The sequence below is a fragment of the Halomonas sp. genome (assembly GCF_041689495.1).
In the GTDB taxonomy this organism is placed as follows: Bacteria; Pseudomonadota; Gammaproteobacteria; order Pseudomonadales; family Halomonadaceae; genus Halomonas.
Genome location: NZ_JBDNGD010000126.1, coordinates 1 through 15033, shown reverse-complemented (window position 1 = coordinate 15033; position 15033 = coordinate 1). Strand labels below are relative to the sequence as shown.

Below are 15033 nucleotides of genomic sequence, written 5' to 3'. Positions count from 1 at the left end.
GCACCACGGTGAGACGGGGAGGCTGGTACTCCTCGCCGCCGCGCTCGGGGTCATCGGTGAAGATGACATTGCCCTGGGCATCGGTGGTGCGGTAGACCGTCTGGGCCTGGGCGGTGAGACTCATCGAGACGCCCAGCACCAAGACAAGTAGTGTCTTGTTCATCGCGTTTCCTCTGTTCATACCCCTGTGGCCCATCACCGGTGCCAACGGGATCATGCCGCTGAATGATCTACCTATATCTGACTTTGATACTGAACGAAACAAAAGGGTTCCGCCATGGCGGAACCCTTTCGATAGACCATCAGATGAACCGATGCTAATCGTCCCCGGAGGGACGAGGACCACCAGGGTCGATCAGCAGCTGTAGTACATGTCGAACTCGATCGGGTGGGTCGACATGCGGATACGATCCACATCTTCCATCTTTAGTTCGATATAACCGTCGATCATGTCATCGGTGAAGACGCCACCCTCGGTGAGGAAGGCACGGTCGGCGTCCAGCGCTTCCAGCGCCTGGTCGAGGCTGTTGGCCACGGTCGGCACGGACTTGACCTCTTCCGGCGGCAGGTCATAGAGGTTCTTGTCCATGGCATCGCCCGGGTGGATCTTGTTCTTGATGCCATCGATACCCGCCATCAGCATCGCCGAAAAGGCCAGGTAGGGATTGGCGGTCGGGTCGGGGAAACGACACTCGATACGCTTGCCCTTGGGGCTTGCCGTGTAGGGGATACGGATGGAGGCACTGCGGTTGCGGGCGCTGTAGGCCAGCATGACCGGCGCCTCGAAGCCAGGCACCAGGCGCTTGTAGGAGTTGGTGGACGCATTGGTGAAGGCGTTCAGGGCACGGGCGTGCTTGATGATGCCGCCGATGTAGTAGAGCGCCATCTCGGAAAGCCCCGCGTACTCGTCACCCGCGAACTGGTTGTCGCCATCCTTCCAGAAGGACTGGTGGACGTGCATGCCGGAACCGTTGTCGCCGACGATGGGCTTGGGCATGAAGGTGGCGGTCTTGCCGTAGGCGTGGGCCACGTTGTGGATGACGTACTTCATTTCCTGAACTTCGTCAGCCTTCTTGACCAGGGTGTTGAACTTGACACCGATTTCGTTCTGACCGGCGTTGGACACCTCATGGTGGTGGACCTCGACGGTCTGGCCGATGGCCTCCAGGGTGTTGCACATGGCACCACGGATATCGTGGAAGCTGTCCACCGGGGGCACCGGGAAGTAACCGCCCTTGACGCGGGGACGGTGACCCATGTTGCCGCCTTCGACCTGACGATCGGTGGACCAGGCACCCTCCTCGGAGGTGATCTTGTACATGGCGCCTTCGATGTCGGCCTTCCAGTGTACCTCGTCGAAGATGAAGAACTCGGGCTCCGGACCGAAGAAGGCGGTATCGCCCAGTCCAGTGGACAGCAGGTACGCCTCGGCTCGCTTGGCGATGGAGCGCGGATCACGCTCATAGCCCTGCATGGTGGCCGGCTCGATGATGTCGCAGCGCAGCACCAGAGTGGCATCTTCGGTAAAGGGATCCAGGTAGGGCGTGGTGTCATCCGGGCGCAGGATCATGTCCGATTCGTTGATCCCCTTCCAACCGTCGATGGATGAACCATCAAACATCTGGCCGTTCTCGAAGAATTCCTCGTCGACATCGCGCGCGGGGATACTGACGTGCTGTTCCTTGCCACGCGTATCGGTAAAGCGCAGATCGATCCATTTGACGTCATGTTCTTCGATCAGGGCGAGGGTATTGGCAGACATGTGAGTCCTCCGCTGTGAGCTTGGCTTGATGCGTTTGTTGAGCAATCCACTGGGCCGGTGTTGCCAGCCGTCTGTTGTAACACGTCGTGGACAATCTGCCCACGAAGCCATGTACTTGCATGGCGCTGCCACCTGCAATGCAGACTCCGTGCCAGAAATACGCAAAATCCTCGGAAAAAAATCGCAACCAATTGATTAAAGAATGGTTTCTCCGTTTTTTATCGCCCGCCATCTGCACCAGAATGTTCTCTGATACCCGGGAGTCTCATCAAAAGAGATAAAAACGCACTATTAAAGTGCATATACGGCTCACTATTGCACCATAATGGAACAAAGAGTCGACAATCAGGAGGCCAATGCCCAATAACGCTGACCGTCGAGGCCGACTCGATCAGCAAGAAACAAATTGCTGCTTTCTATAACTAAAAGCTACGCTTCTTGACAACAAGCCGCTGGCCAGAAGACATTCGCTCCTGGCATCGGGGTCCCGAAATGCCGCCGGAGATCGCCACTCATGCTTGCCTGCAGCATCTGCGCGCCTGTCAGGCCAGGATCACCAACGGCAACACCTGAGCCGAAACCGCCGATTCGGCAACGCCCAAGTCACTGATATGGCGATATCGCGGCACATTCCGGACGACAGCGCTGGTAGCAGGCCGAGGCCAGGCTCTATAATGCGTCCCCACTTTTTCCCAGCAGGATCGCGTAGTGATCGAGAAACTTCGCAACATCGCCATCATCGCCCACGTCGACCACGGCAAGACCACTCTGGTCGACAAGCTCCTCAGCCAGTCCGGCACGCTGGACCGCAAGGCAGAGGGGCAGGAGCGCATCATGGACTCCAGCGACCAGGAAAAGGAACGCGGCATCACCATCCTGGCGAAGAACACCGCGATCCGCTGGCAGGACCCCGAGGGGCAGGACTACCACATCAACATCGTCGACACCCCGGGACACGCCGATTTCGGCGGTGAGGTCGAGCGCGTGATGTCGATGGTCGACTCGGTGCTGTTGCTGGTCGATGCCGTCGACGGCCCCATGCCGCAGACCCGCTTCGTGACCCAGAAGGCCTTCGATCAGGGCCTGCGCCCCATCGTGGTAGTCAACAAGATCGACCGCCCCGGCGCCCGTCCCGACTGGGTCATCGACCAGATCTTCGATCTCTTCGACAACCTCGGTGCCTCGGATGAGCAACTCGACTTCCCGATCATCTACTGCTCGGCACTGAACGGTGTCGCCGGCCCGGACCCGGAAGAGATGGCGGACGACATGACGCCCATGTTCCAGGCCATCGTCGATATCGTCGAGCCACCCAAGGTGGAACTGGACGGCCCACTCCAGATGCAGATCTCGGCCCTCGACTATTCCAGCTATGTGGGCGTCATCGGCCTGGGCCGCATAAAGCGTGGCTCGGTCAAGCCCAACCAGCAGGTGGTGATCGTCGGTATTGACGGCAAGACTCGCAAGGGCAAGGTCGGCCAGGTGATGACCCACATGGGCCTGGAGCGCATCCAGACCGAACAAGCCGATGCCGGCGACATCATCTGCATCACCGGCATCGACAGCCTGTCGCTCTCCGACACGCTCTGTGACCCGGTCACCATCGAGGCGCTGCCGCCGCTGTCGGTGGACGAACCCACCGTCTCCATGACCTTCCAGGTCAACGATTCGCCCTTCGCCGGCAAGGACGGCAAGTTCGTCACCAGCCGCAACATCAAGGAACGCCTCGAGCAGGAACTGATCCACAACGTCGCCCTGCGCGTCGAGCCGGGTGACTCTCCCGAGAAGTTCAAGGTCTCCGGGCGCGGTGAGCTGCACCTCTCGGTGCTGATCGAGACCATGCGTCGCGAGGGTTTCGAGCTGGGGGTGGGCCGCCCCGAGGTGATCATCCGCGAGATCGACGGCGAGAAACGCGAGCCCTACGAGGAAGTGCTCATCGACTGCGAGGAGCAGCACCAGGGCGCCATCATGGAGGAACTCGGCTACCGCAAGGGTGAGCTCCTCAACATGAACCCCGACGGCAAGGGGCGCGTGCGGCTGGACTTCATGATCCCCGCCCGCGGGCTGATCGGTTTCCGCGGCCAGTTCCTGACCCTGACCTCCGGCACCGGCATCCTCACCAGCCGCTTCGACCATTACGGCCCCTTCCGGCCCGAGGCCTCCATCGAGCGTCGCAATGGCGTGCTGGTCTCGATGGTCCCCGGCAAGGCCCTGGCCTATGCGCTCTACGCCCTTCAGGAGCGCGGCAAGCTGATCATCGACCATGGCACCGAGGTCTACGAGGGCATGCTGGTCGGCATCAACAACCGTGCCAACGACATGGTGGTCAACCCGACCAAGGGCAAGAAGCTCGACAACATGCGCTCCACGGGCAACGACGAGAACATCGTGCTGACCCCGCCGATCAGATTCTCCATGGAGCAGGCCGTCGAATTCGTCGACGACGACGAACTGGTGGAGATCACCCCCCACCACATCCGCCTGCGCAAGAAGCACCTCACGGAAAACGAGCGCAAGCGCGCCAGCAAGAAATAATACCCGGTGCCAGGAAAGAAAGCCCGCTATCGGCGGGCTTTCGCGTGTCGAGCGGGCCAGATGGTCAGCTATGCTGTAACGTCATGACCAGCAACCTCGGCCCAGTAGCGGATTGAACATAGTCGCGGGTTGGGCATAGTGAAAACCAGATCAACAGGAGCACAGGCCATGCACAAGCACATCGACTGGGACGATCCCGGTGCCGACAGTGTCATGCACTACTTCGCGCAGGACCCGACGGGGCACTCCGAGCCCAGGACAGGCGACATTCTCTCGGCACGCCATGAAGGCGCCATCGTTAGGGTAAGGGTCGAGGCCTGGGTGGACGGCACCAGCATCGGCGAGGTCGCCGTCATCATCTCGACCGACAACGGCCGGCGACTGAAATCCCACGGCAAGCTCGCCCTCGGCGACACCGTGCGCCTGCCGGATGCCAGCCGGGCCCTGGAGCCCCGCCACGGGACAGATGACGACGAGGACCCTGACGAAGAAGGCACCTGATCGCCGACAGCGGTACCACCGACTGCATTAACGCAATCTAAACGCACGGCCCCTGGCCAGTCCGCCAGGAATATCGCAAAGTAGCGACCGCCAAGACACCCCTTCGGGGGCATCGATGAGTTCGCACAACGTCCGGACCCACAAGGGCACTTTTCTGCTGGCGGCCGTCGGCTCGGCCGTCGGCCTGGGCAATCTGTGGCGCTTTCTGTGGCGCTTTCCCTACCTGGCCGGCGAGAACGGCGGCGGCGCCTTCGCCGTCGGACGTACCTTCCTGAAAGACCATCGAGAGCAAGGCTGATCCAGGATATCGCAGCAGACACCTCGACAGAGCAGAACACTAACGGAACCGCCCATGTCAGCCATCATCGATGTTCGACACGTCAACAAGGCCTTCGGTGGCCTCAAGGTCATCAATGACTGCTCGATCCAGGTCAAGGAAGGCTCGATCACAGGTCTGATCGGCCCCAATGGCGCCGGCAAGTCCACCCTGTTCAACATCATCGCCGGCGCCCTGCCGCTGGACAGCGGCCAGGTACTGCTCAGAGGGGAGGACATCACCAACCGCCCCGCCAACGAACTCTTCCGCAAGGGGCTGTTGCGTACCTTCCAGATCGCTCACGAATTCTCCCACATGTCGGCGCTGGAGAACCTGATGATGGTGCCACCCCACCAGGCTGGCGAGGACCTCTTCAACGCCTGGTTCAAGCCGACGATGGTGCGGCTTCAGGAAGGCGATGTAAGGCGGCGAGCGCTGGAGGTGATCGACTTCATCGGCCTCTATCATGTGCGCAATGAACTGGCCGGCAACCTCTCCGGGGGGCAGAAGAAGCTCCTCGAGCTCGGTCGCACCATGATGACCGATGCCAAGGTCGTGCTGCTCGACGAGATCGCCGCCGGCGTCAACCGCACCCTGCTCGGCGACCTGGTCAACAACATCGAGCGCCTGAATCGCGAGATGGGTTACAGCTTCCTGGTCATCGAGCACGACATGGACATGATCGCCCGGCTCTGTGACCCGGTGATCGTACTCGCCCAGGGCAGCGTGATGGTCGAGGGCAGTATCGAGGAGATCCAGAACAACCCCGAGGTCATCGAAGCGTATTTCGGTGCTGCCTGACGTTAAACGCCACCCGAGAACACCTTGCGACAACACCAAGCGAGCCACTCAGGAATCCATCGATGCCACTACTCGAAGCGAGCGACGTCCACGGCGGCTATGGCAGCATGAACATCCTCAACGGGGTGAACATGTCCATCGAGGCCGACGAGATCGGCGTGATCGTCGGTCCCAATGGCGCCGGAAAGTCGACGATGCTCAAGGCGGTATTCGGCCTGCTCAAGGTCAATCAGGGCGAGATCCTGCTGCGCGGCGAGCCCATTCACAACCTGCCCCCCAACAAGCTGGTGCAGAAAGGCATGGGCTTCATCCCCCAGGAGCATAATGTCTTCCCCAGCCTGACGGTGCAGGAAAACCTGGAAATGGGCGCCTTCCTCAAGCCCGACAACGTCAAGCGGATGCTCGACAACGTCTATGGCTTCTTCCCCCCTCTGTATGAAAAGCGCCGCCAGCCCGCCGGCGAGCTCTCCGGGGGCCAGCGCCAGATGGTCGCCATGGGTCGCGCCCTGATGGCCGAGCCCAGCCTGCTGCTGCTCGACGAGCCAACCGCCGGCCTTTCGCCGCTCTACATGAGCGAGATCTTCGAACGGGTAAAGCAGATCAACGATGCCGGCGTGGGCATCCTGATGGTCGAACAGAACGCCAAGCAGGCGCTGGCCATCGCCGACAAGGGGTTCGTGCTGGCCGCCGGCCAGAACCGTTTCACCGATACCGGGGCCGCCCTGCTGGCCGACCCGGAGGTCGCCAAGAGCTTCCTGGGCGGCTAGCCGGGAACGGGAGAGTACCGACGTGAATGAACTGGTCTTCTTTATCAACAACGTGGTGATCGCCGGCAGCGTGTCCGGCTCGATCTACGCCATCGGCGCGGTCGGGGTGACGCTGATCTTCAGTATCATGCGCTTCGCCCACTTCGCCCATGGCGACATGATGACCTTCGGCGCCTTCATGGTGCTGCTGCTGACCACCCTCTTCCCTGCGGCGGGAGACCTCATCGGAGTGCCCACCGCCATCCTGATGCTCCCCCTGGCCATGGCCCTCACCGCCTTGCTGGCCGTTGGCGTCGACCGCGCCTTCTACAAGCCACTCCGCGCCCATGGCGTCAAGCCCATCGTGCTGGTCATCGCCTCCCTGGGGGTGACCCTGATGCTCCAGGGGCTGATCCGGCTGTTCGCCGGCACCAGCGGCCAGACCCTCTATGTAGACGACCGCAAGGAGATCTTCCGTCTCGCCCTGCCCTTCGAGGGCGTGCGTGCCCCGGTCGTGATCACCGAGCCCCAGCTCTACCTCTTCGTGATCACCCTCGTCGCGGTCGTCGGCCTGCACCTCTTCCTCAGCCGCTCGCGGCTGGGCAAGGCAATGCGCGCCATGTCCGACAACCCCGACCTGGCCCAGGCCTCGGGCATCAATACCAATACCATTGTCGCCGTGACCTGGGTGATCGCCGGGGGGCTCGCCGCCATCGCTGGCACCCTGCTGTCGCTGGACGTGACCTTCAAGCCCGACCTGAGCTTCTTCCTGTTGCTGCCGATCTTCGCCGCGGCCATCGTCGGCGGCGTGGGCCACCCGTTCGGGGCCGTCGCCGGCGGCTTCGTGGTGGGCTTCGCCGAGACCCTGGCGGTGTTCAACTGGAGCGTGCTGCTGCGGCCCTTCCGCGACAGCCTGCCGGAGTGGATGACCCAGGCCGGCAACCTGGCTTTCGTCGGCACCGAATACAAGATCGTGGTGCCCTTCTTCATCCTGGTCGTCATCCTGGTGTGGCGTCCCACCGGCATCTTCAAGGGCAAGGTGATCTGATGAACACGACTCGAACCGACAGCGTCCCCGCCCCGCGCCGCTTCCCATTGAGGGAAGCCGTGCTATTCGCCGCCCTGCTGGTGGCCGTGCTGGGGGTCTACGCCCTCATGGGCAGCGCCTACAGCACCCGCATGCTGGTGGAGGCCTCCTGCTACGCCATCCTGGCCCTGGGCCTGACCATTCAGTGGGGCTATGCCGGCCAGTTCAACGCCGGCGTGATGGGCTTCGTGGCCCTGGGCGGCTTCTGCGCCATGTTCTTCAGCATTCCGGTGAACCCGAACTTCTGGGAGACCGAGCTGCCCGGCGAGCTCGGCCGGGCATTGCTCTACATGGTCGCCGCCGTCCTGGTGGTCTTCGGCGCCACCCGGCTCGACCGCCTGGGCATGCCGAAGAAGCTGCGTACCGTTATCGCCGTGATCCTCGCGGTGGTGCTCTACCTGGTGGTGATCAATGCCTTTCGCGGCGTGACCGACCAGATCGAGTCCCGGGCCGGCTTCATCGGCGGCCTGGGCCTGCCGGTCGGCGTGGGCTGGATCGCCGGCGGCGCGCTCGCCGGTGGCGTCGGTTACTTCATCGGCCGCGTCTGCCTGGGACTGCGCAGCGACTACCTGGCCATTGCCACCCTGGGCATCGCCGAGATCATCAAGGCCTTCCTCAAGAACTCCGACTGGCTGACCCGTGGCACCGCCACCGTCTCGCCGCTGCCCTGGCCGGTACCGGGCCCCGCCGAGGTCGGCTTCACCCTCGCCCGGGCGCTCTACCTCTCGATCACCGCGGTGATGATCGCGGTGATCTTCTTCCTGCTGACCCGCGTCTACCGCGCCCCCTGGGGAAGGATGATCCGCGCCATCCGCGACAACGAGATCTCCGCCGCCGCCATGGGCAAGGACATCAACAAGCGCCGCCTGGAGATCTTCGTGCTGGGCTGCATCCTGATGGGCATCGGCGGCGCCGCACTCGGCAGCTTCAACAGCATGTTCGACCCCCAGGGCTACCTGCCGCTCAACCATACCTTCCTGGTGCTGGTGATGGTCATCCTCGGCGGCCCCGGCAACAACCTGGGCACCATCTTCGGTGCCGTGGCGGTCTACATCATCTGGATCATGTCCGAGCCGCTGGCACTCTTCCTGATGGAGCTTGTCGTCTCCTTCGGCGAGGGCGCCTTCGGCTGGGAGGCCCCCACCAACATGGACAGCCGCGCGCTCCAGGCCAGGGTATTCGTGATCGGCCTGCTGATCTCACTGGTACTGCGCTATGCCCCCAAGGGGCTGCTGCCAGAGACCGTCAAGCACCACGATTGATGGAGACACTCAATACACAACAAGGCTCCGGCGATCACTCGCCGGGGCCTTGTTGTGTAGCTTAGTTGTCTAGCTTGGTTGTCTAGCTTATTGGCTCAGGACTTCTTGATCGGGGACCAATCAGGGCTGGACCAGGTCCTTGGTGACGAAGGCGCCATCCTCGACTGCCATCTCGACCACCACCCCCGGCACATCACCGCTCTGGTCGAACTCATGGGTACCGGAGGCACCCTCATAGTTGATCTCGGTGCCGGCGGCGATCAGCTCCACGGCCTTCTCCCACTCACCCGGCAGGATAACCTCGCCGGGCTCGGCGGCCACGCTGCGCAGGGCGGCGGAAAGCCCCTCGCGCTCGGCGCTGCCGTTCTGCTCGATGGCCAGTGCCAGCAGGAAGGCCGCATCATAGGCCTGGGCGGCAAACACCGCGCTGGGGTCGATGCCCGCCTCCTCGGCCAGGGCCTTGAAGATGTCGGTGCCGGGCAGTTCCGGGCTGCCCGGACGGGTGGCGATCATGCCTTCCAGCACATCGGCGCCCACCGCCTCGACCAGGCTGTCGCCGACCATGCCGTCGGCGCCCACGTATTGAGTGAACATGCCACCCTCGTAGGCCTGGCGAAGCACCGTCTGGCCGGAGGTATCGGCATAGGCCAGCACCACCAGGTTCGGTACGCCGGACGCCGAGAGGATACCCAGCTCAGAGCGATAATCGGCACGATTGTCCTCATGGGCCAGGTTCTCCGCCACCATGCCACCGCCGGCTTCATAGGCCGCGACGAAGGAATCCGCCAGGCCGCGACCATAGTCGTTGTTGACGTAGGTCACCACGGTCTCGTCGATGCCCTTTTCCAGCAGCAGTTTGGCCAGCATCTCGCCCTGGAAGGCGTCCGTGGGCACGGTGCGGAACACCAGGTCGTTGTCGTCCAGCTCCGCAACCGCCGGGGCCGTGGAGGCCGGCGAGACCATGGTCACGCCGCCGGGGATGGCCGCGTTGTTGGCCGCAGCGATGGTGGCACCGGTGCACAGCGCCCCGACGATGGCCGTGACCTGCTCGGTGTTGACCATGCGGTCTGCCGCATTGGAGGCTGCCGAGGCACCACTGCAGGTGGTGTCACCACTGGGCATTACCAGGGTCTGGCCGGAGAGGAGCCCGCCCTGGTCATTGATATGCTGCACGGCCAGCTGGGCGCCATCGAAGATCGGTGGCGTCAGGCTCTCGATACCGCCGGTAAAGCCCCCCAGGAAGCCGATCTTGACCTCGGCCTGAGCCGCACCAGTCAAGGCCAGGGCGGAGGCTGCCACGGCCAGTGTCACTAGGTTCTTCTTCATGGTGGTCGTTCCCTTTCTCAATGGTTTCGTGAGCGACTCGAGGCGGCGCCCACGTTCACGCCTCAATCTGGAAGGCCAAGCGCCAAAATACAAGCCCCGGCTACCAACGTAGCAGGCAACGATGTCGTGACGCCTGCCGAGCAAGAAGACACGCATTGACCTGCCACAGCGAACAGATACGCCCTCCCCGCTGTCGGACGCTCGAGCGTTTCGTGTGACTATACTCAAGGTTCACTTCCCGTCAACAGACACGGAGTTCCCCATGACACGCCCATCCACCTTCTCCCGGCTGGCGCCTCTCGGCCTGGCCGCCACCTTCCTCGCCGCCGGCCAGGCCCAGGCCTTTACGCCCGCCGGTGATGACATCATCTACCAGCTCGGTGATGAGGCCTTCGAGGGCTACCTGGTCACCGCCCAGGGTGAATCCCGAGGCACCGTGCTGGTCATCCACGACTGGGACGGCCTTGACGACTACGAACGCCGCCGAGCCGACATGCTCGCCGAGCAAGGCTATGATGCCTTCGCCGTCGATCTCTACGGCCGGGGCAACCGCCCCGAGGAGATCGACGCCCGCAAGGCAGAGACCGCCCGCCTGTACGAGGACCGCGATCGCATGCGCACCCTGACGCTCGGCGGCCTTGAAGAGGCTCGCGCCCAGGGCGCCACCGAGGAGACCGTGGTGATGGGGTACTGCTTCGGCGGCGCCGTGGCACTGGAACTCGCCCGCTCCGGCGAGGCCGAGGCGATTCAGGGCTATGCGACCTTCCACGGTGGCCTGACGACTCCCGAGGGCCAGTCGTGGGACACCGATACCCCGCCGATCCTGATCGCCCACGGCGGTGCCGATAGCTCCATCTCCATGGACGATGTCGCCACTCTCAGCCAGGAACTCGAGGCGGCAGGCCTCACCTACGAGATCGAGGTTTACTCCGGCGCGCCTCACGCCTTCACGGTCTTCGGCAGCGACCGCTACCAGGAGCGGGCCGACGAGAAATCCTGGGCCGCCTTCCTCGAGTTGCTCGACGAGACGCTATGAGCATCGACACCCTCAAGGTCACCCGGCTTTCCGGCACGCGAACGGCGCTGGGCGAGGCCCATGGCCAAGCCCACGCGCGGCTGATCCAGGACAGCCTCAAGGTCTATGATCGACTCTTCCATGACTTCGTGGGCATCGACTGGCGGGAAGCACGCCGCGAGGCGGCGCGTTTCCTGCCGATGATCGAGCGTGGCTTTCCCGAGATCCTCGAGGAAATGACCGGCATCGCCAGGGGCGCCGGGCTCGACCTCGACGACATCCTCACCCTGAACTGCCGCAGCGAGATCTCGCTGACCAAGGCCAGTGGCGGCTGCTCGGCCTTCGCCCTGCAGCGCGGCGGCCGGCAGTGGCTGGCCCAGAACTGGGACTGGCGGACCGACCAGCTCCATAACCTGGTGGTGCTCGAGATCCATGGCGAGAGCACCGCCCCACTGGTCAGCATCGGCGAGGCCGGCATGGTGGCCAAGATCGGCATGAACGCCCACGGCGTCGGTGTCTGTCTCAACGCCATCCGCTCGCGCACCTGCGGCGAAGGCCTGCCCATCCATGTCGCCCTGCGCAAGATACTCGAGAGCCCGGACATGGACAGCGCCGTGGGCGTGGCCAGCCGCCAGCGGGTCTGCTCACCCGCGCACTTCCTGATCGCCAGCGCTCAGTTCGGCAGCAAAGAGAGCCAGGCCGCCGGCCTGGAAGTGCACCCCGGCGAACCCGGTCGGCTGGCGCCCGACCAGGGAGTGGTCACCCACACCAACCATCTCTATGCCCGCACCGCCACCTGCCAGGTCGAGGACTTCCCGCGCCCCGACTCCCGCCCGCGCCTGGCACGCCTCGACCAGCTACTGCGCGAACGGCTGGCCCCCGAGGCCGAGATCAACGAGGCCGCGCTGTTCGACATCCTCAGCGACCACCAAGGCGCCCCGCCGTCGATCTGCCGGCACTTCAACCCCGACCAGCCCGCCGAGGAACGCATGGAGACGCTGTTCGCGGTCACCATGAACCTGACCGAACGGCGCCTCAGCCTGCGCCATGGCAAGCCCTGCGAGACCACCGAAGGCCTGGTGGTCTCCCTCGCCGATTGAGCCGCCGAGGCCGGGCTCTCAGCCCGCCAGGGCCTCTTCCACCAAGGCCATGGCCTCCCCGTTCATGGGCAGGCCAAGCGCCAGCTCATGGGCCCGCGGCGACATCTTCTTCCAGGTCATCCGCACGATGCGCACCATGTGGTCGTGATCGATCTTGCGGGAGAAATCGGCGAAGTAGTTCTCCAGAAACACCAGGCAGGCACAATCCTCCACCGCCTGGGTGCCCGGATCGCGCCCCAGCCCATGCTTGCGGATCATCCGTGACACCGTCTCGGCCGCCTCGACCGCATAGCCCGCCTCGACCATCAGTCGCGCCGTGGTCTCGCCGGCTCGCTGGCCCTGATCACGCCGCCAGGTGAGATACCCCACCCGCCCCTCCGGATAGTCCCCGCGTGGCACCTGCCAGCGCTGCAGGTGCTGGCCGCGCACCGCCAGTTGCACCCGTTCATCGGGCGAATCCTGCACCGTCCGGAGCCAGTCGCTCATCCGCCTTCCATGCCACAGCTCACGGGGCAGGGATTCTCCATCAACCTCAACGCTCCGCGGATCCTCGGCGTGCAAGGCATCCAGAGCGGCCAGGGCACGGTGGAACGGGGTGTCGAATGACATGAAAACTCCTTGTGAAGGTCGGCGGCGCGCAAAAGGACGCCTGGATCGAGATGACCATGTGACCATCTTGCCGCCTGATTTCCCTGCCGTCATCGGCAACGCGAAATATCCACGCCACAAATCAAAGCCGACTACTCTAAGAAGGCACCAAAGAACGCAGTTGACACAGAAAAAGATAATATCCCAAGAGGATAATATAGATGATTATTCTAAATAGAATACTTATGAGCACCGTCTTGTAAACTGGACCCCACGGCCACACCCTGCCCCCGAACGCGGAGCGTTACGCCGCCGGGGAGCTGCAGGGTGCTGGCCGCGAACCGCCGGGCGCACCAGCTCGTCCTGTGCGTCGTGCAGTCGCTCATGCGCCCTGGATGCCTCAACTACTTGGGGACGGACTCGCCCTCCACCGTCACGTGGCGCGGATCCTCCGCGTGCAGGGCATCCAGGGCAGCGAGGGTCTGGTCGAAGGGGGGAAAAGGCATCTGTCAGGCCCCCGTGCTGAACAAGCTGGCCGGCCCGGTAGGCACCATGCCGCCGGGCCAGGATAATCGCCTGTTCTGAAGCAAACCCGAGGCAGGTCAACCTTCCGGGCTATCGCCTGACGTCTCCGGCGCCAGCCCCCACTCTGCCGGGACGTCAGAGGCTTCCAGCCCCTCGAAGCGGTCGGTCACGTAGGTGCTGTGACACGCCACGCAGGATTCGGTCATGCGACCGAAGATATCCACCTGCCGGGAGGTATCTTCCGCACGGCCAGCCTCGGCCAGTGACGCCGAGAGCTCATGCAGGTACGCATCCATCTGCAAAAATTCCGGCGGCACGGCGGCCTTCAGCTCCTGACGATCCTCATCGGTCAGGGCCTGTTCCAGAATGAAGCTGTCGTGAATCGACTGCCCCTTCTCGGCCACCATGGCGTGTCGCCCCTGCACGATGGCGCTATAGACCGCCTGCATCGCCTGCTCGACCTGAATCATCTCCTTCTTCAGCAGGCCCTGCAGCTTGAGGGTTAGATCAGGCCTGACGGGCTCCGCGGCCAGGCCGGCAGCACTGATACCCAGCGCTACCAGCGTGCCAAGGGCAATGGCGGGACGTCGACCACGACTGCGAAGGGGGGTCGTCGAACAGATCGAAAGGGCAGACAACATGGCCTATCTCCTCTATAGACTCGCGTTCAAGGCTCAGCATTGGTCAGCGTAGTTGTCACCAAGAGGGGACGCCTTGATACAGGTCAGTCCAATAACAGTCTTTACCCCCTGTCGCCACACAGCATGCCGCTGCGCTGGATCTCCCTCAGCCGCCCGTCCCCGACCCCCCGCGATCCGGATGAATTCGCTGTCCACCTGCCACGGCCGACTATGATGTCCGCTGCCCGGGCGGGGCGCGACCCTACCCCCGAGGCCGCGCCGCCCAAGCCCGAGGAGTTTCTATCCGCGCATCCAGGGCGGCCTGGTCGGTGGCAAAGCGCTCATCCCACGCGCGGGAGGTGCCATCCTCGTTGACGGCCTCCAGTAGCCAGTCGGTTTCGTCTTCCAGCCGGTAGATGTCTACCCGCAGGGTATATCCATTGCGGGTGATGGCCTGATTGAGGGGGCTCTGGATCAGTTCGGGTTCGATGTTCACGGGGCTCTCGCCGGTATCGTTGTAGGTGGAGGGGGTTACTCCACCCCCAGCGCCTTGACCACGGCGTCAACGGGTTCGGCGTAGAAGCTGGTCTGAAACTTGGTGAACAGCTCGGCGGGGATGGTAGGGATATCCATGGCGCTGCTCATCGGCAGGGTGACGCGCTTGCCGCCGGCGTCGAAGGCGACCTGCAGGCACTCGGCAAGGCTCTCCACAGGCTTGAGGCTGCCACCCAGGCTCATGTCGCCCAGCACCACCATCTGGCTCTGAGTGGGCCTGCCAAGCAGCCCTGAGGCGAAGGCAACCAGGCTGGCCAGGGCGAGATCGCGCAGTGGGCCGGTGTTTTGCAGTTC

The 15033-nt window shown here is 63.5% G+C and carries 15 protein-coding genes and 1 pseudogene; 9 read left to right on the top strand and 7 right to left on the bottom strand.

The genetic code is table 11. The annotated features are described in order from the left end of the window. The coding region (locus ACESMD_RS04125) for a DUF4124 domain-containing protein (protein ID WP_372610594.1) at positions 1 to 124 on the bottom strand (124 nt) is incomplete at its 3' end. Between the two features lie 231 nt (positions 125 to 355). Beyond that, entirely contained in the window at positions 356 to 1762 is a 1407-nt protein-coding gene (glnA, locus tag ACESMD_RS04120; RefSeq protein WP_372610592.1) for a glutamate--ammonia ligase, read from the bottom strand. Between the two features lie 708 nt (positions 1763 to 2470). Between glnA and typA the strand changes: the two genes are divergently transcribed. The 7 genes and pseudogenes from typA to ACESMD_RS04085 all read left to right on the top strand — a co-directional run bounded on the left by typA (position 2471) and on the right by ACESMD_RS04085 (position 9010). Then, positions 2471 to 4297 carry a translational GTPase TypA gene (typA, locus tag ACESMD_RS04115; RefSeq protein ID WP_372610590.1) on the top strand — a complete coding sequence of 609 codons (1827 nt, stop codon included), beginning with the start codon at positions 2471 to 2473 and terminating at the stop codon, positions 4295 to 4297. Between the two features lie 168 nt (positions 4298 to 4465). Next, the gene (locus ACESMD_RS04110) at positions 4466 to 4798 is read left to right on the top strand and encodes a hypothetical protein (RefSeq protein ID WP_372610588.1); all 333 of its coding nucleotides are present in this window, start codon (positions 4466 to 4468) and stop codon (positions 4796 to 4798) included. A gap of 115 nt (positions 4799 to 4913) precedes the next feature. Beyond that, positions 4914 to 5051 (top strand): annotated as a pseudogene (locus ACESMD_RS04105) (hypothetical protein); the annotation flags it as partial. Between the two features lie 99 nt (positions 5052 to 5150). After that, on the top strand, positions 5151 to 5915 hold the full coding sequence (locus ACESMD_RS04100; RefSeq protein ID WP_372610586.1) for an ABC transporter ATP-binding protein: 765 nt from the start codon (positions 5151 to 5153) through the stop codon (positions 5913 to 5915). Positions 5916 to 5977: 62 nt separating this feature from the next. After that, positions 5978 to 6682 carry an ABC transporter ATP-binding protein gene (locus ACESMD_RS04095; RefSeq protein ID WP_372610584.1) on the top strand — a complete coding sequence of 235 codons (705 nt, stop codon included), beginning with the start codon at positions 5978 to 5980 and terminating at the stop codon, positions 6680 to 6682. Positions 6683 to 6704: 22 nt separating this feature from the next. After that, entirely contained in the window at positions 6705 to 7709 is a 1005-nt protein-coding gene (locus ACESMD_RS04090) for a branched-chain amino acid ABC transporter permease (protein WP_372610582.1), read from the top strand. After that, the gene (locus tag ACESMD_RS04085) at positions 7709 to 9010 is read left to right on the top strand and encodes a branched-chain amino acid ABC transporter permease (RefSeq protein ID WP_372610580.1); all 1302 of its coding nucleotides are present in this window, start codon (positions 7709 to 7711) and stop codon (positions 9008 to 9010) included. The genes ACESMD_RS04090 and ACESMD_RS04085 overlap by 1 nt, the downstream gene beginning before the upstream one ends. A gap of 120 nt (positions 9011 to 9130) precedes the next feature. Here the strand turns inward: ACESMD_RS04085 and ACESMD_RS04080 are convergent, their stop codons facing one another. Continuing rightward, on the bottom strand, positions 9131 to 10336 hold the full coding sequence (locus tag ACESMD_RS04080) for an ABC transporter substrate-binding protein (RefSeq protein ID WP_372610578.1): 1206 nt from the start codon (positions 10334 to 10336) through the stop codon (positions 9131 to 9133). 262 nt (positions 10337 to 10598) lie between these two features. Here ACESMD_RS04080 and ACESMD_RS04075 point away from each other — a divergent pair, with 262 nt between their 5' ends. Both ACESMD_RS04075 and ACESMD_RS04070 read left to right on the top strand, forming a co-directional pair. Next, entirely contained in the window at positions 10599 to 11372 is a 774-nt protein-coding gene (locus tag ACESMD_RS04075) for a dienelactone hydrolase family protein (RefSeq protein WP_372610576.1), read from the top strand. Beyond that, positions 11369 to 12451 carry a C45 family autoproteolytic acyltransferase/hydolase gene (locus tag ACESMD_RS04070; RefSeq protein ID WP_372610574.1) on the top strand — a complete coding sequence of 361 codons (1083 nt, stop codon included), beginning with the start codon at positions 11369 to 11371 and terminating at the stop codon, positions 12449 to 12451. The genes ACESMD_RS04075 and ACESMD_RS04070 overlap by 4 nt, the downstream gene beginning before the upstream one ends. Before the next feature lie 18 nt (positions 12452 to 12469). Here the strand turns inward: ACESMD_RS04070 and ACESMD_RS04065 are convergent, their stop codons facing one another. From ACESMD_RS04065 to ACESMD_RS04050, 4 genes are all read right to left on the bottom strand, one after another. Then, entirely contained in the window at positions 12470 to 13060 is a 591-nt protein-coding gene (locus tag ACESMD_RS04065) for a DUF4202 domain-containing protein (protein WP_372610572.1), read from the bottom strand. A 581-nt stretch (positions 13061 to 13641) separates the two neighbouring features. Then, positions 13642 to 14205 carry a hypothetical protein gene (locus ACESMD_RS04060; protein ID WP_372610570.1) on the bottom strand — a complete coding sequence of 188 codons (564 nt, stop codon included), beginning with the start codon at positions 14203 to 14205 and terminating at the stop codon, positions 13642 to 13644. A gap of 241 nt (positions 14206 to 14446) precedes the next feature. Continuing rightward, positions 14447 to 14680, bottom strand: coding sequence for a hypothetical protein (locus ACESMD_RS04055; RefSeq protein ID WP_372610568.1), 234 nt, complete (start codon positions 14678 to 14680; stop codon positions 14447 to 14449). A 35-nt stretch (positions 14681 to 14715) separates the two neighbouring features. Then, a partial coding sequence (locus ACESMD_RS04050) for a S16 family serine protease (RefSeq protein WP_372610566.1) occupies positions 14716 to 15033 on the bottom strand: 318 nt, incomplete at its 5' end.

What these genes read in the sequence shown, in the direction of transcription:
- ACESMD_RS04085 (WP_372610580.1), top strand. Translation starts at nt 7,709, where the DNA reads ATGAACACGACTCGAACCGACAGCGTCCCCGCCCCGCGCCGCTTCCCA.
- ACESMD_RS04100 (WP_372610586.1), top strand. Translation starts at nt 5,151, where the DNA reads ATGTCAGCCATCATCGATGTTCGACACGTCAACAAGGCCTTCGGTGGC.
- glnA (WP_372610592.1), bottom strand. Translation starts at nt 1,762, where the DNA reads ATGTCTGCCAATACCCTCGCCCTGATCGAAGAACATGACGTCAAATGG.
- ACESMD_RS04110 (WP_372610588.1), top strand. Translation starts at nt 4,466, where the DNA reads ATGCACAAGCACATCGACTGGGACGATCCCGGTGCCGACAGTGTCATG.
- ACESMD_RS04080 (WP_372610578.1), bottom strand. Translation starts at nt 10,336, where the DNA reads ATGAAGAAGAACCTAGTGACACTGGCCGTGGCAGCCTCCGCCCTGGCC.
- ACESMD_RS04075 (WP_372610576.1), top strand. Translation starts at nt 10,599, where the DNA reads ATGACACGCCCATCCACCTTCTCCCGGCTGGCGCCTCTCGGCCTGGCC.
- ACESMD_RS04065 (WP_372610572.1), bottom strand. Translation starts at nt 13,060, where the DNA reads ATGTCATTCGACACCCCGTTCCACCGTGCCCTGGCCGCTCTGGATGCC.
- ACESMD_RS04060 (WP_372610570.1), bottom strand. Translation starts at nt 14,205, where the DNA reads ATGTTGTCTGCCCTTTCGATCTGTTCGACGACCCCCCTTCGCAGTCGT.
- ACESMD_RS04095 (WP_372610584.1), top strand. Translation starts at nt 5,978, where the DNA reads ATGCCACTACTCGAAGCGAGCGACGTCCACGGCGGCTATGGCAGCATG.
- ACESMD_RS04070 (WP_372610574.1), top strand. Translation starts at nt 11,369, where the DNA reads ATGAGCATCGACACCCTCAAGGTCACCCGGCTTTCCGGCACGCGAACG.